This is a genomic window from Streptomyces sp. NPDC093064, from assembly GCF_044754605.1.
Taxonomy (GTDB): Bacteria; Actinomycetota; Actinomycetes; order Streptomycetales; family Streptomycetaceae; genus Streptomyces.
The window spans coordinates 34,073-56,234 of sequence record NZ_JBIVPK010000001.1 but is presented as its reverse complement, the minus strand read 5'-3'; the positions used below and the strand labels follow the sequence as shown (position 1 = coordinate 56,234).

Here is a 22,162-nt window from a genome sequence, read left to right as displayed (position 1 = left end):
GGAAGGCCTCACTGTGACGGTTGTCGCTCCCCGGAGTGTGCGGTTCGGGCGGTTCCTGCGGTTCGGACGGTTACGGCGGTTCAGCCGGTGTACCGGTACGTCGCCGAAGCCTGCTCGTACAGCGTGGTCACCCGGTCCCGCTGGGCCTCGGGCCCCCGTACCTGCACCACGTGGTACTTGCCGTCGATCAGGATGGCCAGGTTGCGCACGTACAGCTGCCGCCCGCTCGCGTCCGTCCAGGTGAACTGCCCCTCGGCCATGGTCCGTCCGCCGACCTGGGTGGTCCGCAGGCCCGACGAGGTGGCCCAGCTGGAGTCCCGGTAGGCCTGCAACTCGCGCTCCTTCTCCCGCTGGTACGCCATCGGGTCGCTGCCGAACTCGGCCGCGGCGTCCCGTCCGGGCACCACGATCAGCTCGAACCCACCCTGGGAGTAGATCACTTGGCCCATCCCGTTGCCGGGCGTGCGCACCCAGCCCTTGGCTACGGCGACCTGGAAACCGGCCGGGTCCTTGCGCAGCGTGAAGCCGTCGGAGACATCCGGCGCGGTCGTCTGCGCCTCGGCCGAACCGGCCGTCTGCGAAGGGCTGTCGTCCGCCGCGGACGAGGTCTGGCCGGGTTGCGGAGCGCCGCTCCCCCCGTCGTCGCCGCCCGAGTGCGTCGGGGCGGGGCTCGCCTCACCGGCCGTTCCGGTGCGGTCGCCGCCCACCGCGCCGTCGCGGTCGGCCTTCGGCATGAACAGCACCGCGTAGGCGACGGCGGCGGCCATCAGAAGCAGAATGAGCAGGAGCAGCGTGCGGCCCAGGCGCCGCGGCGAACCCGTCTGCCGTTTGTGCCGTGCGTGTGTGGCGGGCAGCCCGGCGCGCCGCCTGCGCACCAGCTCGCCGCGGCGCCGCACGACGGGCAGCCTGCTGGGATCGGCGGGCGGGGCGGCGATGACGTGCGCACCGGCCTCCGGCTCGGGCGCGGAGCGCACCAGCGAACGCAGCCAGCCGCGCAGCTCCTCGAAGTCGAGGCGCTCGGTGGGGTCCTGACGCAGCAGCGACTCCACGACCGGACGCAGCGGCCCGCACTCCTCCGCGTACGCGGGCGGCTCGGCGCACACCATCTGCACCAGCTCGGCGGTCGACTCCTCCGGGTACGGCGCGTGGCCCTGCACGGCTCGGAAGAGCAGTGCCCCCAGCGCCCACAGGTCGGTCGCCGGGCCGATGGGCGCGGCCAGCTGCCAGTTCTCGTGCACGGGCCCGGCCTGCTCCGGTGCCCATCGTTCGGTCACCGGCCCCACCACGGCCATCCGCGCCTGCCGCGCCCGCTCGGCGGCCAGCGCGGTGGCGGGCCCCCGCCGCACGGGACCGCCGGCGGCGAGATCGCCCCAACGGGCTGGTACGCGCCCGGCGTCGTCCGCCGCGCCCGCACCGGGCTCGGCCCGGCCTTGTGCGGGCACCACGTACGCGGCGCCCGAGGTGCCGTGACCGGCGGCCGGGCCGCCGTGGCCCGAGCCCGCGATGCCGTGGTCCGGTGCCGAGCCGGGGGTGGTTCCGGGGCCGAGGGCCGGCGGGGCTCCGAGTCCCGTGGTGCGGGGCGGGTGCGGGCCGGGCTCGTCGTCGGTGGGGTGGTCGGGGGTCGCGGGTGGGAGCGCCGTGCTTGCTCCGGGGTACGGGGCGGTGCCGTTCCGGGTGGGAGCCTGGACGCCGTAGGGATCGGCGATCTGGCCCGGCGGTGTGGCGGTTCCGGCGGCCCGGGGCTCGCCCTCGACGGGTGTGCGGGCGCCGGGCAGTTCGGCGCGTGCGCTCTGCTGTGCCTCCTGCACCCGGGCGGCCGCCCGCGCGCCGGCGCGGTACGCGGCGATCGCCCCGGCCCGCGCCGCCCTGATGTCCCCGCCGGTCTGAGGCGTCCGCCGCGCGGGCGTGCCCGGTGCGCCGGGCCCGGCGTCCGGGCCGGGCAGCGGCAGCGGCCCGGCCGCCCGCGCCTCGATCGCGGCCCGCCGCGCGGCCTCGGGATCCGCCGGCGGAGTGCCGGCGCCGCCCCCGAAACCGCCGACGCCGCCGGTGACTTCGGTGAATCCGCCGAAGCCCGCCCCGCCGGCCGCACCAGCCGAGGCACCGAGGGCCGTGGAACCGCCCGGCGTGCCGGACACACCGTCAGGATGGTCCTCGTCCCCGGTGTCCTGGACCGGGACCGGGTCGTACCCGCACAGGGCCTCCTCCGCCGCCCCGACCGCGAGGCCGGTCAGCATCACGCGGCCGTCGTCGCAGACGAGGACCGTGCGGGCGGTGATGTTGCGGTGCACCCAGCCGTGGGCGTGCAGCACGCGCAGCGCCGTGAGGATGTCGGAGGCGACCTCGGCCGCCCGGTACGGCGTCAGCGGCTTCTCGGCGAGCAGTGCGGCCAGCGGCCGCGCGGCGACCAGTTCACTGACGACCCACAGCGAGCCGCCCTCCGCGAACACATCGAAGACCTGGTCCAGCCGGGGATGGTCCGGGATCCGCGCCGCGGCCTGCGCGGCCTCGACCGCCCGCCGCACCGCCGGATCGGTGGGCCGCCGCGTCGCCTCACGCGCGCCACGGGCATCGCCCGCCTCACGCCCGGTACGGACCGGCCCCCGCCGGGAGGCTCCGTCGCGCGCGGTGAAACCGTCGGGCAGCCCGTCCGCGTCGAGCACCTCCGCCTCGACCACCTCCGGCAACGGCACCTGCCTCAGCAGGACTTCCTGCCCGCTGTAGGTGTCGAAGCCCCGGGTCTCGGTCAGTTCGTACTCGTCGGACGGAGGCAACGGCAGGCGGTAGCGGTCGGCGAGAACCCGGCCCGCATAGTCGTCCACATTGCCTCCCCCGGCCGCACGGTCGGTCAATTCCGTTCGCCACGCGTCCCGTTCCCGATGCTTACGGTCCGCAACCACTCACGATACGTGCCGGAGGCAACCCGCAATGACGGGATGCGAGATCTCGCCGCGCCGAACCCGGAACCCCGGGGACGGACGGCGGGACCGGTCCGCTCACTACTTCTTGGGCTGGAAGGTCCCCGTCAGCGTCTTCCAGGTGCTCTTGCGCAGGTCGCTGTCCCACGTCGCGGCCTTCGCGCTGTACATCAGCGCGTGCCCGAGGTGGTCGTTCACCACGAACCCGCGGTCGATGGAGCGGTACTTGGTCCCGCCCTCGACGTAGGTGAACTCCCAGTCGGCGGTGTTCCAGCCGCGGTACTCCACCGCCTCTATGCGCACCCTCTGGTACTGAGAGCGCACCATGCCCTTTTCCTGGTTGGTCCAGTCGGTCACCGGGTCGCCCTTGGGCGTGGTGGTCCAGGCAACGAGCAGCCGCTGCCCGTCGGGGCCGGTGAAGCGGACCCCCGCGGGGTCGGTGCTCGCGTACGTCCAGCCCTTGGGCAGCCCGATGGAGAAGCCCTGAGCGCCCTTGTACGTCGACGCCACAGCGGCGCCGCCGTCCCCGGACCTGTCCCCGCCGGAACCGGAACCTGAATCGGAACCAGAACCGGAATCGGAACCCGCACCGGAGCCCTTGCCCGACTTCCCGGTGTCGGTGTCCGTGGCCGGTGTGCCGCCGGAGCCGTCGGCCTCCGTCTCGGAGCCGGACCGGTCCCCGCCCGTGGCGGGCTCGCCGCTCGCGTCCTTCTTGGTGGAGGCGCCCGCGGACGGGTCGGCGGTGGCTGCCGTGCGGCCAGCCGCGTTCTTGTCGTCGCCGCCCTTGTCGTCACGGCCGAGCGTGAGGGCGAGCACGGTGCCGATCACCGCGAGCACCACGACCACCGCGACGATCACCAGCGTCCGCCGCGGCACCACGTCGGTGAGCGACGCCCTGGGCGCCGGGCGCGGGGGCAGGTCCAGGTCCGGCGGGGTCATCACGGGCCACCCGGAACCGGGCCGCCCCGCCTGCGCACCACCGGCACCACTGTCCGAAGTGGACGCGGCCTGCGTCCGGGCCTCCGCCGCCTTCGCGTCGGCCCCGCCCGCGGAGCCGGAGCCCGCCGGACCCGTGCCGCCGGACGCGGACTCGGCACCGGCCCCGGCTGCCGCCGAGGGGTTCGACTCCGCCGCCACGGCGGCCTTGCGCACCGAGCGCAGCGCCCCGCGCAGCCGCTCGCCCGCCTCCTCGCCCCGCCTGCTCCCGGAACCCGAACCGGAACGTCCCGAACCGCCTTTGCGGGAACGCCCGTCCGGCTGCTCGGGCAGCGGGACGACCTTGGTCGCGTCCGCGGGCGGCTCCGGCTCGGTGTCCTTCGGCGCGGGCGCATTGACGACGGCCTTGAGCATGGTCCGGGCGCCCGCGTCGTCGAGCCGCTCGACCGGGTCCTTGTTGAGCAGGCCGTGGATGACGTCCCTGAGCGGGCCGGCGTTCCTGGGCTCCTCCAGCGGTTCGGTCATCACCGCGGTCAGGGTGGCGATCGCCGAGCCCTTGTCGTACGGCGGCGTGCCCTCCACCGCCGCGTAGAGCAGGCCGCCGAGTGACCACAGGTCGGCCGCCGGTCCGGGCTTGTGCCCGCGGGCCCGCTCCGGGGAGATGTAGGAGGGGGCGCCGACGAGCATGCCGGTGGAGGTGATGGACGGGTCGCCCTCGACCTGCGCGATGCCGAAGTCGGTGAGGACGACCCGGCCGTCGTCGGCGATGAGCACGTTGGACGGCTTCACGTCGCGGTGCAGGATGCCCTGGCCGTGCGCGGAGCGCAGCACGTCGAGGACCGCGAGCCCGACCTCGGCCGCCCGCCGCGGCTCCAGCAACCCGTCCTCGCGGATGACTTCGGCGAGGGACTTGCCCTCGACGAGTTCCATGACGATCCACGGGCGGTCGTCCTCGTCGACCACGTCGAAGACGGTCACCGCGCTGGTGTCGCGGATGCGCGCGATCGCCTTGGCCTCACGCAGCGTGCGCGTGATCAGCCGCCGCTTCTCGTCCTCGTCGATGTTCGACGGGAACCGCAGCTCCTTGACGGCCACGGTCCGGCCCAGGGTCTCGTCCTCGGCCCGCCACACCGTGCCCATGCCGCCGCGGCCGAGCACCTTCCCCAGCCGGTAGCGCCCGGCGAGAAGACGCTCGCTCCTGTCCTGCAGAGAGTCCTGACGAGTGTCCTGACGGGGTGTGCCCGCCCGCTCCGCGTCCGACATGCGTCCCCTCATGCAACCCGCCCTGACAGAGCCTCCATTGTCTCTCACCCGACAAGCACGCGACGCCCAGGGGCCCCCTGAAGGCACCCTGGGGGCGGAGCCGAACGGCCCGTGGTACGCGTGGGAATGACGGGGCGTGACAACAAGGAAGCCATGGGTGCCGACCCTTCGGACCATTCCGGCCATAATCTGCGCCGGACCCTCGCGGCACGTGTCGTGCGTCGCGCGCGGGACGGTGGGCCGGGCCCCGGCCGGTTCACAACGGCACGATGTCCGGTGCTCCCAGCCGGGCCGCGTCGGCGGTCAGGTCGTCGGGCTGGCGCTGCGACTCCCGCTCGGCCTCCACCCGCTTCTCGTAGTGCTCGACCTCGCGTTCGATCTGGTCCTTGTCCCAGCCCAGCACCGGCGCCATCAGCTCGGCGGCCTCCCGGGCGCTGCGCGTGCCCCGGTCGAAGGTCTCGATGGATATGCGCGTACGCCGGGTCAGCACGTCGTCCAGGTGCCGGGCGCCCTCGTGGGAGGCGGCGTAGACGATCTCGGCGCGCAGATAGTCGTCGGCGGACTTGAGGGGAGCGCCCAGCGTCGGGTCCTCGGCGACGAGGGCGAGCACCTCCCGCGCCGCCGTCCCGAACCTCCTCAACAGGTGCTCCACGCGCACCACATGGAGGCCGGTCTCGGCGGCGATGCGCGCCCGCGCGTTCCACAGGGCCGGGTAGCCCTCGGCGCCGAGCAGCGGGATCTCCTCGGTGACGCAGTCGGCGACGCGCATGTCGAGGCCGCGCACCGCCTCGTCGACGGCGTCCTTGGCCATCACCCGGTAGGTCGTGTACTTGCCGCCCGCGACCACGACGAGGCCGGGCACCGGATGGGCCACGGTGTGCTCGCGCGACAGCTTGCTGGTGGCGTCGGACTCACCGGCCAGCAGCGGCCGGAGACCGGCGTAGACGCCCTGCACGTCGTCGCGGCCGAGGGGCACCGCGAGCACCGAGTTGACGTGCTCCAGGAGGTAGTCGATGTCGGCGCTGGAGGCGGCCGGGTGCGCCTTGTCGAGGTCCCAGCCGGTGTCGGTGGTGCCGACGATCCAGTGGCGGCCCCAGGGGATCACGAAGAGCACGGACTTCTCGGTGCGCAGGATCAGCCCGGTGGAGGAGTTGATGCGGTCCTTGGGCACGACGAGGTGGATGCCCTTGGAGGCCCGGACGTGGAACTGACCGCGCTCCCCCACCATCGCCTGGGTGTCGTCGGTCCACACCCCGGTGGCGTTGACGATCTGCTTGGCGCGGATCTCGTACTCTCCGCCGCCCTCCACATCCTGTACCCGCGCGCCGACGACCCGCTCGCCCTCGCGCAGGAATCCGGTGACCCGGGCGCGGTTGGCGGCCTTCGCGCCGTACGACACCGCCGTGCGCACCAGGGTGGCCACGAAGCGGGCGTCGTCCATCTGGGCGTCGTAGTACTGAAGCGCACCGACCAGGGCGTCCTTCCGCAAGCAGGGAGCGATCCTCAGGGCGTGACGGCGGGTCAGGTGACGGTGCAGCGGCAGGCCCCGGCCGTGGCCACGGGCCATCGACATGGCGTCGTACAGGGCGACGCCGGACCCGGCGTACAGACGCTCCCAGCCCTGGTGCTGGAGCGGGTAGAGGAACGGCACCGGGCGGACCAGGTGGGGGGCGAGGCGTTCGAGCAGCAGGCCGCGCTCCTTCAGCGCCTCCCGGACCAGCGCGAAGTCGAGCATCTCCAGATAGCGCAGTCCGCCGTGTATCAGCTTGCTGGACCGGCTCGACGTGCCCGACGCCCAGTCACGCGCCTCCACGATGCCGGTGGCCAGGCCGCGGGTGACGGCGTCCAGAGCGATGCCGGCGCCGACCACGCCGCCGCCCACGACCAGGATGTCCAGCTCCCGCTCGGCCATTCCCGCCAGTGCCTCGGCGCGCTGCGCCGGCCCCAGTGTCGCTGTCCTCACCGCTGCCTCCCGCTGTCGGTCGCGCCGGCCGCACCCGTCGGGCGAAGCCCGCATCCATCCCCCATGCCTCTAGCGTGTCCCCCCGCCTCCTGCCCATGCCCAAATTCTGACCGGGTTGCCCGCGTTCAGCCACCAGTCGCCCTCCGCCTGTGGACAACTCCGCGGGCGTACCGAGAAACACGCTGGTCAATCCCACATAACGGTCATATTTACTCCTAGTCTGACATTGCGCTCGCTCGTCCTGTCCACAGGACTTGCGCGCCTGCCACGCCTCGGTTATCGGGAAGGACCGCCCACGCCATGCCCGCAGATCTCGCCGTCATCGGACTCGGCCCGCTCGGCCTGCCCCTGGCCCAGGCGGCCGTCTCCGCCGGCATCCCCACCCTCGGGTACCGCATCGGGACCGAGTCCGGTTCCCTCAGCCCCGCCGAACTGCGCCGGATGCTCTCGGGGGGCTTCCGGCCGGCCACCAACCCGGCCGAACTGGGCCGGGTGCGCACCGCGGTGATCTGCGCACCGACCCCTCGGGGCGCGGACGGCGGGCTCGACCTGAGCCAGGTGGAGGCCGCCGCCCGCGCGCTCGCCGGGCAGATGCGCCCGCACACCACCGTGATCCTGGAGTCGCCCGCGCACCCCGGGACGACGGAGGAGTTCCTCCTCCCGCTGCTGGAGAAGGGCTCGGGGCTGCTGGCGGGCCGCGACTTCCACCTCGCCTACTCGCCCAGCCGCGTCGACCCCGGCAACCGCGAGATCACCCCGGCCAACACGCCGAAGGTGATCGGCGGCCTGACCCCGGCCTGCACCGAATCGGCCGCGGCCTTCTACGGACGGCTGACCGACAAGGTGGTGCGCGCACGAGGGTTGAGGGAGGCGGAGACGGTCCAGCTCCTGGAGACCAACTACCGGCACGTCAACATCGCCCTGGTCAACGAGATGGCCGTGCTCTGCCACGACCTGGGCGTCGACCTGTGGGACGTCGTGCGCTGCGCGGAGACCAAGCCGTACGGCTTCCAGGCCTTCCGCCCCGGCCCCGGTATCGGCGGCCACGCATTCCCGCAGGACCTGGCCGGCCACGCGGGCTGCGGGCTGCGCATGGTGGAACTCGCCGAGCAGGTCAACGGCCGCATGCCGCGCTACGTCGTCCAGCGCGCCGCCGCCCTGCTGAACGAGCACGGCAAGTCGGCGCGGGGCGCCCGGGTCCTGTTGCTCGGCGTGACGTACAAGGCCGACCTCGCCGACCTCCAGGGCACGCCCGCCGAGGAGATCGCCGTCCGGCTGACGGGCCTCGGCGCCTCGGTCAGCTACCACGACCCGTACGTGCCCGCGTGGAGCGTACGTGACCGGCCCGTGCCCCGCGCGGACTGCCTGTACGAGGCGGTGGCCGACGCCGACCTGACGATCCTGCTCCAGCAGCACCGCACGTACGACCTCCAGGGCCTGTCGGTGAAGGCCCAGCTGCTGCTGGACACACGGGGAGCCGCGCCCACGGGGGCGGCGCACCGGTTGTGAAAGGGGCGCGCGCGGACGCAAGATCCGCCTCCTCCGGAACTTCACCGGCCGAAGCCGGTGCTGCTCCAGCCGAAGCCGGCAGCGGTCCCAGAAAACAACCGTGCGCCCCCCGTCCCGCACTGCGCGCGACCTGACCTGCGCGGACGCCCGGGACGTGCGAAGGGGCCCGGTCGCCCCGCGTGAGCGGGTGACCGGGCCCCTGGCGTAGGCCGTGGACGCGGTGGGGCTACCGCTTGTGCTGCGAGTCCCCCACGGTCACCTCGACCCGCTGGAACTCCTTCAGCTCGCTGTACCCGGTCGTGGCCATGGCCCGCCGCAGGGCGCCGAAGAAGTTCATGGAGCCGTCGGGGGTGTGCGAGGGACCCGTGAGGACCTCCTCGATCGTGCCCACCGTGCCCAGGTCGACCTTCTTGCCGCGCGGCAGCTCCTCGTTGACGGCCTCCATGCCCCAGTGGTGGCCCTTGCCGGGCGCGTCGGTGGCGCGGGCCAGCGGGGAGCCCATCATCACGGAGTCGGCACCGCAGGCGATCGCCTTGGGCAGGTCGCCGGACCAGCCGACGCCGCCGTCCGCGATCACGTGCACGTACCGGCCGCCGGACTCGTCCATGTAGTCGCGGCGGGCGGCGGCCACGTCGGCGACCGCGGTGGCCATCGGGACCTGGATGCCGAGCACGTTGCGCGTGGTGTGCGCGGCGCCGCCGCCGAAGCCGACCAGGACGCCGGCCGCGCCGGTGCGCATCAGGTGCAGGGCCGCGGTGTAGGTGGCGCAGCCGCCGACGATCACCGGGACGTCGAGCTCGTAGATGAACTGCTTGAGGTTCAGCGGCTCGTGCGAGGACGACACGTGCTCCGCCGAGACCGTCGTACCGCGGATGACGAAGATGTCCACGCCCGCGTCGACGACGGCCTTGGAGAACTGGGCGGTGCGCTGCGGGGAGAGGGCGGCGGCGGTGACCACGCCCGAGTCGCGCACCTGCTTGATCCGCGCGCCGATCAGCTCCTCCTTGATCGGAGCGGCGTAGATCTCCTGGAGGCGGCGGGTCGCGGTCCCGGCGGGCAGCTCGGCGATCTCGTCGAGCAGCGGCTGCGGGTCCTCGTACCGCGTCCACAGGCCCTCGAGGTTGAGCACGCCCAGGCCGCCCAGCTCGCCGATGCGGATGGCCGTGGCCGGGGAGACGACCGAGTCCATGGGGGCGGCCAGGAAGGGCAGCTCGAAGCGGTAGGCGTCGATCTGCCAGGCGATCGAGACCTCCTTCGGGTCCCGCGTACGGCGGCTGGGGACGACGGCGATGTCGTCGAAGGCGTACGCCCGGCGGCCGCGCTTGCCGCGCCCGATCTCGATCTCAGTCACGTCTGTGGCCTTTCCCTGATGCGTTGCAGCGTCTTCCAGTATCGCCGACACCCATGGCAAGGGCGGCCCCGGAGGCTTCCGGGGCCGCCCTTCACGGCGTGCCGCCTACTTGCCGCTGTAGTTCGGCGCCTCGACCGTCATCTGGATGTCGTGCGGGTGGGACTCCTTCAGGCCGGCCGAGGTGATCCGGACGAAGCGGCCCTTGGACTCCATCTCCTCGATGGTGGCCGCGCCCACATAGCCCATGGTCTGCCGCAGACCGCCGACGAGCTGGTGCAGGACGTTGGCCAGCGGGCCGCGGTAGGGCACCTGGCCCTCGATGCCCTCGGGCACGAGCTTGTCGTCGGAGGCGACCTCGGCCTGGAAGTAGCGGTCCTTCGAGTACGACTTCGCCTGACCGCGGGACTGCATGGCGCCGAGCGAGCCCATGCCCCGGTACGACTTGAACTGCTTGCCGTTGATGAAGAGCAGCTCGCCGGGCGACTCCTCGCAGCCCGCGAGCAGGCTGCCCAGCATGACCGTGTCGGCACCGGCGGCGAGCGCCTTGCCGATATCGCCGGAGTACTGGAGGCCACCGTCGCCGATCAGCGGGATGCCCGCCGGGCGGGCGGCGAGGGACGCCTCGTAGATGGCGGTGACCTGCGGGACGCCGATGCCGGCGACCACGCGCGTGGTGCAGATCGAGCCGGGGCCCACACCCACCTTGATGCCGTCGACACCGGCGTCGATCAGGGCCTGCGCGCCGTCGCGCGTGGCGACGTTGCCGCCGATCACGTCGACGGACACGCTCGACTTGATCTTCGACATCCAGCTCAGCGCGTTGCTGTTGTGGCCGTGCGAGGTGTCGACGACCAGGAAGTCCACCCCCGCCGCGGCGAGCGCCTGGGCACGCTCCAGGGCCTCGGGGCTGGCGCCCACCGCGGCACCGACGAGCAGCCTGCCCTCGGAGTCCTTGGCCGCGTTCGGGTACTGCTCCGCCTTGACGAAGTCCTTGACGGTGATCAGGCCCTTGAGGATGCCCGAGTCGTCGACCAGCGGCAGCTTCTCGATCTTGTGCTTGCGCAGCAGCTGCATGGCGTCGACGCCGGAGATGCCGACCTTGCCGGTGACCAGCGGCATCGGCGTCATGACATCGCGCACCTGACGGCTGCGGTCGGTCTCGAAGGCCATGTCACGGTTGGTGACGATGCCCAGCAGCTTGCCGGCCGGGTCGGTGACGGGCACGCCGCTGATGCGGAACTTCGCGCACAGCGCGTCCGCCTCGGCGAGCGTCGCCTCCGGGTGCACGGTGATGGGGTCGGTGACCATGCCGGACTCGGACCGCTTGACCAGGTCGACCTGGTTGACCTGGTCCTCGACCGAGAGGTTGCGGTGCAGCACGCCGACGCCGCCCAGCCGGGCCATCGAGATCGCCATGCGGGACTCGGTCACCTTGTCCATCGCCGCCGAGAGCAGCGGGATGTTGACCCGAACGTTGCGGGAGATACGGGACGATGTGTCGACCGCGTTGGGGAGCACCTCGGATGCGCCCGGCAGGAGGAGCACGTCGTCGTAGGTCAGCCCGAGTGTCGCGAATTTCTCGGGCACTCCGTCGACGTTGGCAGTCATGACACCTTCCCCAAATGGCCTTGATCGGTGCGGATGTCCATGCTAACGGGAAGCGCGGCTCTCTCATTCCACGGTTCTATGCGGCTCCGTTCTTCGTATGTTCATACGGAACCGCCCGGACGCGCGTTCATCCGGAGCCGTGCGTGCGGGGCGGGACCGCCGCCTACTGTTCGGCCAGGGCGCGCAGCCGGCTGAGCGCCCGGTGCTGGGCCACCCGGACCGCGCCTGGTGACATTCCCAACATCTGTCCCGTTTCCTCCGCGGTCAACCCCACCGCGATGCGCAGCAGCAGCAGCTCGCGCTGGTTCTCCGGGAGGCTGGCCAGCAGCTTCTTGGCCCACTCGGCGTCGCTGCTGAGCAGGGCGCGCTCCTCGGGGCCGAGGGAGTCGTCCGGACGCTCGGGCATCTCGTCCGAGGGCACGGCCGTCGAGCCCGGGTGCCGCATGGCGGCGCGCTGGAGGTCGGCGACCTTGTGGGCGGCGATGGCGAAGACGAAGGCCTCGAAGGGGCGCCCGGTGTCCTTGTAGCGCGGCAGGGCCAGCAGGACCGCGACGCAGACCTCCTGGGCGAGGTCCTCGACGAAATGCCGGGCGTCGCCCGGGAGCCGGGACAGCCGGGTGCGGCAGTAGCGCAGCGCCAGCGGATGCACGCGGGCGAGCAGATCGTGCGTGGCCTGCTCGTCGCCGTCGACGGCGCGATGGACGAGCGCACCGATCGCCCCTTGGGCAAGTGCCGCCTGGTCGTCGCGCATCGGTCCATGGTGCCTTGACGTCGTCCGTTCCGTGGCACCGCCTTCGTGGTTGTGCACCGAAGCGTTATGAGCAGGTGCGCCGAAGCTCATCCCCTGCGCCCTCCCCTTCCGCTCGACCAACTCGTCCCCGAGGAACTCCACACCCTCAAGGATGCGTCATCCGCGGCGAAACGAGCAGCGGGCGCCCGGCGGGGCGCTTTGCCACCGGCGTCCGCGATGAGGTATGGCACGTCAACCGCGGTCCGGGCCCACGCTCTCACCGGGCCGCGACGGCCGCCGGCCGCCTCCCGACCGCCCGGGACCGGGAAGCCCAGGGAGCGGAGCCCGTGCGGAGGCGTACGAGCGGCACGGCCGCACGACCGGCAGTCCGGACGCCCCCCACGCTCGTTGCCGTGCGTGGGGGTCGCGTCGCGTGCCGGTGCGCCGGATCGGGGCGATCCGACCGGGATCCGCACGGGTCCTAGCGGACCAGGCCCCAGCGGAAACCGAGGGCCACCGCGTGCGCGCGGTCCGAGGCGCCGAGCTTCTTGAACAGCCGGCGGGCGTGGGTCTTGACCGTGTCCTCGGAGAGGAACAGCTCGCGACCGATCTCCGCGTTCGAGCGGCCGTGACTCATGCCCTCCAGGACCTGGATCTCCCGCGCGGTGAGCGTGGGCGCGGCGCCCATCTCGGCCGAGCGCAGCCGGCGCGGCGCGAGCCGCCAGGTGGGGTCGGCGAGGGCCTGCGTCACCGTGGCCCGCAGCTCCGCGCGGGAGGCGTCCTTGTGCAGGTACCCGCGTGCCCCGGCGGCCACGGCGAGCGCCACGCCGTCGAGGTCCTCGGCCACGGTGAGCATGATGATGCGCGCGCCGGGATCCGCGGACAGCAGGCGCCGGACGGTCTCGACACCACCCAGTCCGGGCATGCGCACGTCCATGAGAATGAGGTCGGAGCGGTCGGCGCCCCAGCGGCGGAGGACTTCCTCGCCGTTGGCCGCCGTCGTCACGCGCTCGACGCCGGGCACGGTCGCGACCGCGCGGCGCAGCGCCTCTCGGGCAAGCGGGGAGTCGTCGCAGACGAGGACGGATGTCATGGCCGTCCTCCGCAGCTGATGCGCGTCACCTTGAGCCTCCAGGCTGGTACGGAATCGTCACCTGTGCGGTCGACCGTCTCGGACGCCCGCCCGAGCGCTTGTGTTCTCAACCGCCTCCGCACTCTCAACGACGGTCACTCGAAAGAGTTACGGGGCTGTACGCCGTCTTCGGCACTCTACGTGAGGGAACGGACACAGAGCCGACATGAACGTCAGACCCTCAACTTTTCATCACAAGCTATGCCCCATTTGGCCCCTTTTCTTCCCGTTTCTAGGTGTCTGGAGCTAGATTCGCAATGAGTCATATTTTCATCTCCTTAGATCGGAGATGTACGGTCGTTGGCACCGTATCCGCCACGAACGGCTACAAGGGGTCACGTAATGGCAGATTTCTCCCGCCTTCCCGGACCGAACGCGGACCTGTGGGACTGGCAGTTGCTGGCTGCCTGCCGCGGGGTCGACAGCTCGCTCTTCTTCCATCCCGAGGGCGAGCGCGGGGCGGCTCGGAGTGCTCGAGAGAACTCGGCCAAAGAGGTCTGCATGAGGTGCCCGGTCCGTGCGGAGTGCGCGGCACACGCCCTGGCGGTGCGCGAGCCGTACGGAGTGTGGGGAGGCCTGACCGAGGACGAGCGCGAAGAGCTCATGGGGCGGGCACGGAACCGGCTGGTGACGGCGTCGTCGACCAGCGGGGACACCGCCTCGGACAACTGAAGGAACGTTTCTTCTTATCCGGTCGCATTGAGCCGCAGCAGGGCACGCGCCACGCGTGCCCTCGCGATACCCGATCCCCTTGTGTCAGCGGGCCCCGGCCCGCACCAGCTCCTCCAGCGTCGCCGCCACCGCCGGTACCTGTGCCAGGTCGGGCAGGGTGAGGGCGACGATCTCCCGCCGCACCGCCGGTTCCAGCTCCACGGTGCGCGCGCCCCTGGGCCGTACCGACTCGACCGCGAGCTGGGGCAGGACGGCGACCCCCAGTCCCGCGCCCACCAGGCCGACCACCGCCGGGTAGTCGTCCGTCGCGAAGTCGATACGGGGCGTGAAGCCGGCGCCCTCGCACACCTGGACCAGCTGGCCGCGGCAGCGCGGGCAGCCCGCGATCCACGGTTCGCCCGCGAGTTCGCCGATGGCGACGGATCCCGCGCGGGCCAGCCGGTGCCGCTCGGGCACCAGCCCCACGAGCCGGTCGGTCAGCAGCGGCCGTACGACCAGGTCCTCCCACTCCCCGGCGCCCTCCCCCGCGCCCGTGGCCCCCTCGTAGCGGAAGGCGAGCGCCACGTCGCAGTCGCCCTGGCGCAGCAGTTCGACGGACCTCGGCGGCTCGGCCTCCTCCAGGGACACGCGGGTGCCGGGGTGCGCGGCGCGCAGCGCGGCGAGCGCGGTGGGCACGAGCGTGGAACTTCCGCTGGGGAAGGAGACGAGCCGTACCCGCCCGGCCCGCAGACCGGCGATGGCGGCGATCTCCTCCTCGGCGGCGGTGAGCCCGGCGAGGATGCCGGTGGCATGCCGGACGAGCGCCTCGCCGGCCTGGGTCAGGCGCATCTCGCGGCCGGCCCGGACCAGCAGCGGGGTGCCAACGGCCGCCTCGAGGGCCTTCATCTGCTGGCTGACGGCGGGCTGGGTGCAGCCCAGTTCACGCCCTGCCGCGGAGAAGGAGCCGGTGGTGGCCACGGCACGCAGCACACGGAGATGACGAGCCTCGATCACACCACCGAGCATAAGTGAAACTTGGGCGAGCGGCGGATTATCGCGTCGACACTTTGACCGCCGCTCGCCTACCGTGCCGACATGAAGCTTCTGTCAGTGAACCTGGGCCGCCCGGAGGCTGTGCCGTACACCGACCAGCCGGAGGGCGTGACCGGCATCGGCAAGCGGCCGGTGGACGGGCCGGTCGAGGTGGCGGCGCCCGGGCCCAAGGGGGTCGGCGCGAGCGGGCTGGCCGGGGACGCGGTGTGCGACACGCGGCACCACGGCGGCGACGACCAGGCGGTCTACGCGGTGGCGCGCGAGGACCTCGACGCATGGGAGCGCGAGCTGGGCCGGACGCTGGCCAACGGCGCCTTCGGCGAGAACCTCACCACGCTCGGCCTGGACATCACCGGCGCGCGGATCGGCGAGCGGTGGCGCATCGGCTCGCCGCTCGGTCCTTCGGTGCTCCTGGAGGTCACCAGCGGCCGGATTCCCTGCCGGACCTTCCAGGGCCATCTGGGTGAGAAGGGGTGGGTGAAGCGGTTCACTCACAGGGCGGCGCCGGGCGCGTATCTGCGGGTGCTCGAAGCCGGTGAGATCCGGGCGGGCGACCGCGTCGAGATCGTGCACCGCCCGGACCACGACGTGACCGTGGGCCTGCAGTTCCGGGCCATGACGACCGAGCGCCCGCTGCTGCCCCGGTTGCTCGCGGCGGGTGCGGCGCTGCACCCGGAGACGCTGGCGGCGGCCCGGAAGTACGCGCGCGAATACGCGGGCTGACCGGCCGTCATCGCCCTGCCGGCGTGTGGACGGACAGGGGCACGGACACGTGGACACCACCGATCGGGAGGGCCTGTGCAGAGATCGGGACAACGCGCCTGGGACCACTAATCTTTCGGCATGACAACGGCTCTGATTACGGGATCGACCGCGGGCATCGGCGCCGCCTTCGCGCGGCGGCTGGCCGCCGACGGGCACAACCTGGTGCTGGTGGCTCGCGACACCGCGCGCCTGACGGAGCAGGCCACCGAACTGCACGACCGGCACGGCATCGAGGCGGAGGTGCTGACGGCCGACCTGGCGACGGACGCGGGCATCGAGGCGGTCGCCACCCGGCTGGGCGACCGCAAGGACCCCGTGGACCTGCTGGTCAACAACGCGGGCTTCGGAAACAAGGGCCGTTTCCTGGACGTGTCGATGGCCGACGAGCTCAGGATGATCAAGGTGCACGTCGAGGCGGTGCTGCGGCTGACGTCGGCGGCGACCGCAGCGATGCGCGAGCGCGGCCGGGGCGGGGTCGTGAACGTGGCCTCGGTGGCCGCCTTCGTACCGCGCGGCACGTACGGCGCGTCGAAGGCGTGGGTCGTGCAGTTCACCCAGGGCGCGGCGCGCGATCTGGCCGGCAGCGGCGTACGGCTGATGGCGCTGTGCCCCGGCTTCGTGCGCACCGAGTTCCACCAGCGGGCCGGCATGGGCACGGACAACATCCCGAACTGGATGTGGCTGGACGCGGACAAGCTGGTCGCGGCGGCCCTGACGGATCTGGCCCACGGCAAGACCCTGTCCATCCCGGACCCTCGGTACAAGGCGCTGATGGGTCTGGTGAAGGTGGCGCCGCGCGGCCTGCTGGGCGGGATCACCTCGAAGACGGGCCGCAAGTACGGCCCGCAGTGACGACGCGGAGGTGACGTACGGAGGTGACGACGGCACTCCGGTGGGAAAATGGGCTGTTCGGACATCCTTCCTTCCCGGACCTCCTTGGCGGAGAGCCGGACCAGGCCGGGGGACCGGAGGCGCGTCATGACCTTCGTACAGCTCATCGACTGCAGGACGAGCCGGTTCGAGGAGATGAACCGGCTGCTGGACAGCTGGGTCGAGAAGACCGGGGGCAGGCGGACCGCGACGCACGCGGTCGTCGGCAAGGACCGGTCGGACGGAGCCCACGTCGTCGAGCTGGTGGAGTTCCCGTCGTACGAGGAGGCGATGCGGAGCTCGAACCTGCCGGAGACCGACGAGATCTTCCGGGGCCTGGTCGCCCTCTGCGACGAGACGCCCACCTTCACGGACCTGGACGTCGTCCGGGACGAGCAGCTCTGCGAGATCGCCGTGCGCCGTTTCTACGGCACCCTCACGACCGCCGGTGAGCTGCCGCCGCTCAACGACCTGATCGACGAGGACTGCCACAGCCACGACCCCGTCAACCCCCAGGTCACCATCGGCCTGGACGCCATCCGCCGCGACTTCCGCATGTGGCGCGACGCCTTCGACGCCTCCTTCACGGTCGAGGACCTGATGGCGCAGGGCGACCGGGTCTGCGCCCGCTGGAGCTGGACCGCCACGCATCGGGGCGAGTTCCTCGGCATCGCGCCCACCGGCAGGCGGGTCACCATGACCGGCATGACCGTCTTCCGCTTCGGCGGCAACGGCAGGATCGCCGAGCTGTGGTGGCAGCACGACCAGTTGGGACTGCTGCAGCAGCTGGGGGCGCTGGACGAGTTGGAGCTGTAGCGATACTCACCGGGTGGCACGGAAGCGGACGGCGGCGCCGGGCGGGATCTGTCCGGCCAGGGGCAGGTCGGGGGCGTCGACGACCGCGATGACCGGGTAGCCGCCGGTGACGGGGTGGTCGGTGAGGAACAGCACCGGCCTGCCGTTCGGCGGGACCTGGAGGGCGCCCGGCACCATGCCCTCGGCCGGTAGCTCCCCGTCACGGACACGCGTCAAGGCCGGGCCGTCGAGGCGGATGCCGATCCGGTTGCTGCGGCTGGTCGCCTCCCAACGGGCACCGAGCAACGCCGCGTACGAGGCGTCGTCGAACCAGTCGTCGCGCGGCCCGCGCACCACGCGCAGCGTGAACTCGCGCGGCGGTGCCGTGCGCGGCGCCAGGTCCACGCCCGGGAAGGGGAGCTCGGGGCGGCCGACCGGCAGCCGGTCGCCGGTGCGCAGGGGCCGGATGCCGATGCCGGAGAGCAGGTCGGTGGAGCGGGAGCCAAGGAGCAGCGGCGTGTCGAGCCCGCCACGCACGGCGAGGTACGTCCGCAGCCCCGTGCCGGGCACGCCCAGGTGCAGCGTCTGTCCGTCGTGCAGCGGGAACGGCGCGTCGACCGGGACGGACCGGCCGTCCACGGTGGCCGGGCACGGCGCCCCCGTCAGGGCCGCGTACAGCACCGACGGCGCCCCGGACGGCGTACGGCAGTGCACGCGCACCCGCAGTCCGCCGAAGGTGGTCTCGATCCCGGCCGCGTCCTGGGGATTGCCCACGAGCCGGTTGGAGAGGGCCAGCGAGTCCCGGTCGGCGGCACCGGAACCCGGCACCCCGAGGTGGGCCCAGCCGGGCCGGCCCAGGTCCTGGACCGTGGCAAGCGGACCGGGCGCCAGAACCTCCAGGCAGGAACCGGTCGCCGGGGCGGTCGTGGCCGGGGCGGTCGTGGCCGAAGCGCTCGCCGCCAGGGCGGGCGTGGCCGGGGCGCTCGCGGCCGGAACACTCGCCGCCAGAGCGCTCACCAACGGGTCGGTCGCCGCTTGGTCAGTCGTAGTCGGGTTGGTCGTAGTCGGGTCCGTCGTAGTCGGGTTGGTCGTAGTCGGGTCGGTCGTAGTCGGACCACTCGCCGCCAGAGCCCTTATGGCCGGGGCAGTCGTGGCCGGAACACTCGCCACCGGGTCGGTCGTGGCCGGTGCACTCGCCGTCGGGGCGCTCGTGGCCAGGCCGTCGGCTGTCGTCTTCGCTGCGGGCGTCGTCACCGTGGCTCCTCGGGGACGAAGCGGACGTGGCTGCCGGGGACCAGCAGTGCCGGTGGGTCGCGCCGCTCGTCCCACAGCATGGCGTCGGTGGTGCCGAGTAGTTGCCAGCCGCCGGGCGAGGAGCGCGGGTAGACCCCCGTGAAACCGCCGGCGACGGCGACCGAGCCCGCCGGCACCGCGGTGCGCGGCTCGGACCGGCGCGGCAGCCGCAGCAGCGGATCGGTGCCCGTGAGGTAGCCGAAGCCCGGGGCGAAACCCGCGAAGGCGACCGTGTAGAGGGGTGCGGTGTGCCGGGCGATCACCTCGCCCACGCCCAGGCCCGTCGACTCGGCCACGTGGGACAGGTCCTCGCCGTCGTAGCGGACGGCGAGGGTGACGATCCGCTCACCGACCGGCTCGGCGGACTCGGCCGGTATCGAAGGGGTGCCGGGGGTGGACTGCCCGGCCGGGCCGAGGGCCGCCGCGTGGTCCGTCACGGCCGCGGCCACGGCAGGGTGGGCGGTGACCGCGGGGTCGTAGGTGACGAGCAGCGTGCGGGCGGCCGCGACCAGTTCCCGGACGCCGTGCGGGCGGTCCGCCTCCAGAGCGCCGCGCAGTGCCAGCACCTGCTCCAGGCCGTCGGCCTCGACCAGCAGGGCGTGGCTGCCGACCCGGCGGATCCCGACGCTCACGCCGGCACCGTCAGGGACTTCGGCACGGCGAACGACGTCGGGGTGAGACCGGCCCGCTCCAGTTCCTCACGCAGCCGGCGCGCGATCGCGACCGCGTCGGCCGTATCGCCGTGCACGCACAACGACCGTACGGAGACCGGCACGTCGCTGCCGTCCACGGCCTCCACCACGCCCTCGGTCACCATGCGCAGGCAGCGCCGCACGATCACCTCCGGGTCGTGCAGCACCGCGCCCGGTTCGCGGCGCGGGACCAGGGTGCCAGCGGGGGTGTACGCCCGGTCCGCGAAGGCCTCGTGGACCGGGGTGAGCCCGGCCGCGCCGGCGGTGCGCAGCCAGACGCTGCCCGGCAGGCCAAGCACCAAAAGCTCCGGGTCGTAGCGGCGCACGGCCTCCGCGACGGCGGCGGCCTGCGCCTCGTGGTGGACGATCGTGTTGTAGAGGGCACCGTGCGGCTTCACGTACGCGACGCGGGTGCCGGCGAGGCGGGCGAAGCCGTCGAGCGCGGCGATCTGGTAGACGACGTCGTTGACCAGCTCGGCGGGGTCGACGTCGATGAAGCGGCGCCCGAAGCCCGCCAGGTCCCGGTAGCCCACCTGGGCGCCGATGGCGACGCCGCGCTCGGCGGCCAGCTCGCACGTGCGACGCATCACGGTGGGGTCGCCGGCGTGGAAGCCGCAGGCCACGTTGGCGCTGGTGACGAGGGACAGCAGCGCGTCGTCGTCACCGAGCCGCCACTGCCCGAAGCCCTCGCCGAGGTCACTGTTGAGATCGATCATGAACGCTCCGCAGCTCGGTTCTGCCACTCGGGACGGATCATGCCGTGCGGGTCGCGGTACTCGGCGACGGCGTCCCTTTCGCACCGGGCCGTCGTATCCCCCGCATCATGCCGCAGGCCACCGACGACGGTGCCGACGACGACGGTGCCCGGCGCCCCCGTAGGGGCGCCGGGCACCGGTGGTTCGGTTCAGCTCAGCGGAGTGCTCAGTGGGCGTGGCCGTGGCCGTGGCCCGCGGCGGCCGGCTCTTCCTCTTCCTTCTTCTCGACGACCAGGGTCTCGGTCGTGAGCAGGAGGGAGGCGATGGAGGCGGCGTTCTCCAGGGCGGAGCGGGTGACCTTGACCGGGTCGATGACGCCGGCCTTGATCAGGTCGCCGTACTCGCCGGTGGCGGCGTTGTAGCCGCTGCCCTTCTCCAGCTCCGCCACCTTGGAGACGATGACGTAGCCCTCGAGGCCGGCGTTCTCGGCGATCCAGCGCAGCGGCTCGACGGCGGCGCGGCGGACGACCGCGACACCCGTGGCCTCGTCGCCGGTCTTGTCGAGGTTGCCCTCGAGGACCTTCACGGCGTGGACGAGCGCGGAGCCACCACCGGAGACGATGCCCTCCTCGACCGCGGCGCGGGTCGCGGAGATGGCGTCCTCCAGACGGTGCTTCTTCTCCTTCAGTTCCACCTCGGTGGCGGCGCCGACCTTGATCACGCACACGCCGCCGGCCAGCTTCGCGAGGCGCTCCTGGAGCTTCTCGCGGTCCCAGTCGGAGTCGGTGTTCTCGATCTCGGCCTTGATCTGGGAGATGCGGCCCTCCACGTCCCCCTTCTTGCCGGCGCCGTCGACGATCGTGGTGTCGTCCTTGGTGACGGTGACACGGCGGGCGGAGCCGAGGACGTCCAGACCGGCCTGGTCGAGCTTGAGGCCGACCTCCTCGGAGATGACCGTGGCGCCGGTGAGGACCGCCATGTCCTGCAGCATCGCCTTGCGGCGGTCGCCGAAGCCGGGGGCCTTGACGGCCACGGCGTTGAACGTGCCGCGGATCTTGTTGACGACCAGGGTCGACAGGGCCTCGCCGTCGACGTCCTCGGCGATGATCAGCAGCGGCTTCGAGGCGTTGCCCTGGATGATCTTCTCGAGGAGCGGGAGCAGGTCCGCGATGGCGGAGATCTTGCCCTGGTGGATCAGGATGTACGGGTCGTCGAGGACGGCCTCCATACGCTCCTGGTCCGTGACGAAGTACGGGGACAGGTAGCCCTTGTCGAAGGCCATGCCCTCGGTGAAGTCCAGCTCCAGACCGAAGGTGTTGGACTCCTCGACGGTGATGACGCCGTCCTTGCCGACCTTGTCCATCGCCTCGGCGATGAGCTCGCCGACCTGCTGGTCCTGGGCGGACAGCGCGGCGACGGCGGCGATGTCGGACTTCTCGTCGATCGGGCGGGCCGAGGCGTGCAGGTCGTCGGAGACGGCCTTGACCGCGGCGTCGATGCCCTTCTTGAGCGCGGCCGGGGAGGCGCCCGCGGCGACGTTCTTCAGGCCCTCGCGCACGAGCGCCTGGGCGAGCACGGTGGCGGTGGTGGTGCCGTCACCCGCGATGTCGTTGGTCTTGGTCGCCACCTCCTTCACCAGCTGGGCGCCGAGGTTCTCGTACGGGTCCTCGATCTCGACCTCACGGGCGATGGTGACGCCGTCGTTGGTGATGGTGGGCGCGCCGAACTTCTTGTCGATGACGACGTTGCGGCCCCTGGGACCGATCGTCACCTTGACCGTGTCGGCAAGCTTGTTGACGCCGCGCTCGAGGGCGCGACGGGCGTCCTCGTCGAACTTCAGGATCTTCGCCATGGCAGCGGGAGCCCTCTCGAAATCTGGTGGAAAGACACTGCGCCCCGGGCGCCCGGCTTCTTATCGGTCGCGGGGGGCCAGGGGCGCAG

General features: G+C 72.4%; 17 protein-coding genes. 5 read left to right on the top strand and 12 right to left on the bottom strand.

Annotation, left to right across the window (positions count from 1 at the left end; genetic code table 11):
- Positions 1 to 80 precede the first annotated feature (80 nt).
- From ACIQFZ_RS00265 to ACIQFZ_RS00255, 3 genes are all read right to left on the bottom strand, one after another.
- Positions 81 to 2,819 (bottom strand): protein kinase, encoded by a 2,739-nt coding sequence (locus tag ACIQFZ_RS00265; protein WP_402690268.1) that lies wholly within the window; start codon positions 2,817 to 2,819, stop codon positions 81 to 83.
- A gap of 177 nt (positions 2,820 to 2,996) precedes the next feature.
- Positions 2,997 to 5,114, bottom strand: coding sequence for a serine/threonine-protein kinase (locus ACIQFZ_RS00260; protein ID WP_383058736.1), 2,118 nt, complete (start codon positions 5,112 to 5,114; stop codon positions 2,997 to 2,999).
- A 256-nt stretch (positions 5,115 to 5,370) separates the two neighbouring features.
- Positions 5,371 to 7,077 (bottom strand): glycerol-3-phosphate dehydrogenase/oxidase, encoded by a 1,707-nt coding sequence (locus ACIQFZ_RS00255; protein ID WP_365775735.1) that lies wholly within the window; start codon positions 7,075 to 7,077, stop codon positions 5,371 to 5,373.
- Between the two features lie 300 nt (positions 7,078 to 7,377).
- Here ACIQFZ_RS00255 and ACIQFZ_RS00250 point away from each other — a divergent pair, with 300 nt between their 5' ends.
- Positions 7,378 to 8,586, top strand: a complete 1,209-nt coding sequence (locus ACIQFZ_RS00250; RefSeq protein ID WP_365417070.1) for a nucleotide sugar dehydrogenase — start codon at positions 7,378 to 7,380, stop codon at positions 8,584 to 8,586.
- A 226-nt stretch (positions 8,587 to 8,812) separates the two neighbouring features.
- On the opposite strand, the gene ACIQFZ_RS00245 is transcribed toward ACIQFZ_RS00250, so the two are convergent.
- The 4 genes from ACIQFZ_RS00245 to ACIQFZ_RS00230 form a co-directional block, all read right to left on the bottom strand.
- Entirely contained in the window at positions 8,813 to 9,937 is a 1,125-nt protein-coding gene (locus ACIQFZ_RS00245; protein ID WP_365417072.1) for a GuaB3 family IMP dehydrogenase-related protein, read from the bottom strand.
- A 105-nt stretch (positions 9,938 to 10,042) separates the two neighbouring features.
- Positions 10,043 to 11,545, bottom strand: a complete 1,503-nt coding sequence (gene guaB / locus ACIQFZ_RS00240; RefSeq protein ID WP_365417074.1) for an IMP dehydrogenase — start codon at positions 11,543 to 11,545, stop codon at positions 10,043 to 10,045.
- Between the two features lie 163 nt (positions 11,546 to 11,708).
- The gene (locus ACIQFZ_RS00235) at positions 11,709 to 12,296 is read right to left on the bottom strand and encodes a sigma-70 family RNA polymerase sigma factor (protein WP_100569800.1); all 588 of its coding nucleotides are present in this window, start codon (positions 12,294 to 12,296) and stop codon (positions 11,709 to 11,711) included.
- Between the two features lie 460 nt (positions 12,297 to 12,756).
- A complete protein-coding gene (locus ACIQFZ_RS00230) occupies positions 12,757 to 13,368 on the bottom strand; it encodes a response regulator transcription factor (protein WP_003948568.1) in 612 nt (203 codons plus the stop codon).
- Between the two features lie 381 nt (positions 13,369 to 13,749).
- Here ACIQFZ_RS00230 and ACIQFZ_RS00225 point away from each other — a divergent pair, with 381 nt between their 5' ends.
- Positions 13,750 to 14,079, top strand: a complete 330-nt coding sequence (locus tag ACIQFZ_RS00225) for a WhiB family transcriptional regulator (RefSeq protein WP_402690267.1) — start codon at positions 13,750 to 13,752, stop codon at positions 14,077 to 14,079.
- 84 nt (positions 14,080 to 14,163) lie between these two features.
- On the opposite strand, the gene ACIQFZ_RS00220 is transcribed toward ACIQFZ_RS00225, so the two are convergent.
- The gene (locus tag ACIQFZ_RS00220; RefSeq protein WP_365417077.1) at positions 14,164 to 15,072 is read right to left on the bottom strand and encodes a LysR family transcriptional regulator; all 909 of its coding nucleotides are present in this window, start codon (positions 15,070 to 15,072) and stop codon (positions 14,164 to 14,166) included.
- A gap of 81 nt (positions 15,073 to 15,153) precedes the next feature.
- On the opposite strand from ACIQFZ_RS00220, the gene ACIQFZ_RS00215 reads away from it, so the two are divergent.
- The 3 genes from ACIQFZ_RS00215 to ACIQFZ_RS00205 all read left to right on the top strand — a co-directional run bounded on the left by ACIQFZ_RS00215 (position 15,154) and on the right by ACIQFZ_RS00205 (position 17,562).
- On the top strand, positions 15,154 to 15,834 hold the full coding sequence (locus ACIQFZ_RS00215; RefSeq protein ID WP_365417079.1) for an MOSC domain-containing protein: 681 nt from the start codon (positions 15,154 to 15,156) through the stop codon (positions 15,832 to 15,834).
- Between the two features lie 120 nt (positions 15,835 to 15,954).
- Positions 15,955 to 16,728 carry an SDR family oxidoreductase gene (locus ACIQFZ_RS00210; protein WP_365417081.1) on the top strand — a complete coding sequence of 258 codons (774 nt, stop codon included), beginning with the start codon at positions 15,955 to 15,957 and terminating at the stop codon, positions 16,726 to 16,728.
- A gap of 126 nt (positions 16,729 to 16,854) precedes the next feature.
- Positions 16,855 to 17,562 (top strand): ester cyclase, encoded by a 708-nt coding sequence (locus ACIQFZ_RS00205; protein ID WP_365417083.1) that lies wholly within the window; start codon positions 16,855 to 16,857, stop codon positions 17,560 to 17,562.
- A gap of 6 nt (positions 17,563 to 17,568) precedes the next feature.
- On the opposite strand, the gene ACIQFZ_RS00200 is transcribed toward ACIQFZ_RS00205, so the two are convergent.
- From ACIQFZ_RS00200 to groL, 4 genes are all read right to left on the bottom strand, one after another.
- Positions 17,569 to 18,504: a biotin-dependent carboxyltransferase family protein gene (locus ACIQFZ_RS00200; RefSeq protein ID WP_383058775.1), complete on the bottom strand. Its 936-nt coding sequence runs from the start codon at positions 18,502 to 18,504 to the stop codon at positions 17,569 to 17,571.
- 287 nt (positions 18,505 to 18,791) lie between these two features.
- Entirely contained in the window at positions 18,792 to 19,466 is a 675-nt protein-coding gene (locus ACIQFZ_RS00195) for an allophanate hydrolase subunit 1 (protein WP_365417085.1), read from the bottom strand.
- Complete coding sequence (locus ACIQFZ_RS00190; RefSeq protein WP_365417087.1) at positions 19,463 to 20,242, bottom strand: 5-oxoprolinase subunit PxpA; 780 nt, start codon at positions 20,240 to 20,242, stop codon at positions 19,463 to 19,465. Before ACIQFZ_RS00190 ends, ACIQFZ_RS00195 begins: the two co-directional genes overlap by 4 nt.
- A 205-nt stretch (positions 20,243 to 20,447) precedes the next feature.
- Positions 20,448 to 22,073 carry a chaperonin GroEL gene (groL, locus tag ACIQFZ_RS00185; protein ID WP_365417089.1) on the bottom strand — a complete coding sequence of 542 codons (1,626 nt, stop codon included), beginning with the start codon at positions 22,071 to 22,073 and terminating at the stop codon, positions 20,448 to 20,450.
- Between the last annotated feature and the right edge of the window lie 89 nt (positions 22,074 to 22,162).

Coding starts and splice junctions, on each gene's coding strand:
- ACIQFZ_RS00260 (WP_383058736.1), bottom strand. CDS start 5,114: ATGTCGGACGCGGAGCGGGCGGGCACACCCCGTCAGGACACTCGTCAG.
- groL (WP_365417089.1), bottom strand. CDS start 22,073: ATGGCGAAGATCCTGAAGTTCGACGAGGACGCCCGTCGCGCCCTCGAG.
- ACIQFZ_RS00210 (WP_365417081.1), top strand. CDS start 15,955: ATGACAACGGCTCTGATTACGGGATCGACCGCGGGCATCGGCGCCGCC.
- ACIQFZ_RS00235 (WP_100569800.1), bottom strand. CDS start 12,296: ATGCGCGACGACCAGGCGGCACTTGCCCAAGGGGCGATCGGTGCGCTC.
- ACIQFZ_RS00230 (WP_003948568.1), bottom strand. CDS start 13,368: ATGACATCCGTCCTCGTCTGCGACGACTCCCCGCTTGCCCGAGAGGCG.
- ACIQFZ_RS00205 (WP_365417083.1), top strand. CDS start 16,855: ATGACCTTCGTACAGCTCATCGACTGCAGGACGAGCCGGTTCGAGGAG.
- ACIQFZ_RS00190 (WP_365417087.1), bottom strand. CDS start 20,242: ATGATCGATCTCAACAGTGACCTCGGCGAGGGCTTCGGGCAGTGGCGG.
- ACIQFZ_RS00215 (WP_365417079.1), top strand. CDS start 15,154: ATGAAGCTTCTGTCAGTGAACCTGGGCCGCCCGGAGGCTGTGCCGTAC.
- ACIQFZ_RS00225 (WP_402690267.1), top strand. CDS start 13,750: ATGGCAGATTTCTCCCGCCTTCCCGGACCGAACGCGGACCTGTGGGAC.
- guaB (WP_365417074.1), bottom strand. CDS start 11,545: ATGACTGCCAACGTCGACGGAGTGCCCGAGAAATTCGCGACACTCGGG.
- ACIQFZ_RS00250 (WP_365417070.1), top strand. CDS start 7,378: ATGCCCGCAGATCTCGCCGTCATCGGACTCGGCCCGCTCGGCCTGCCC.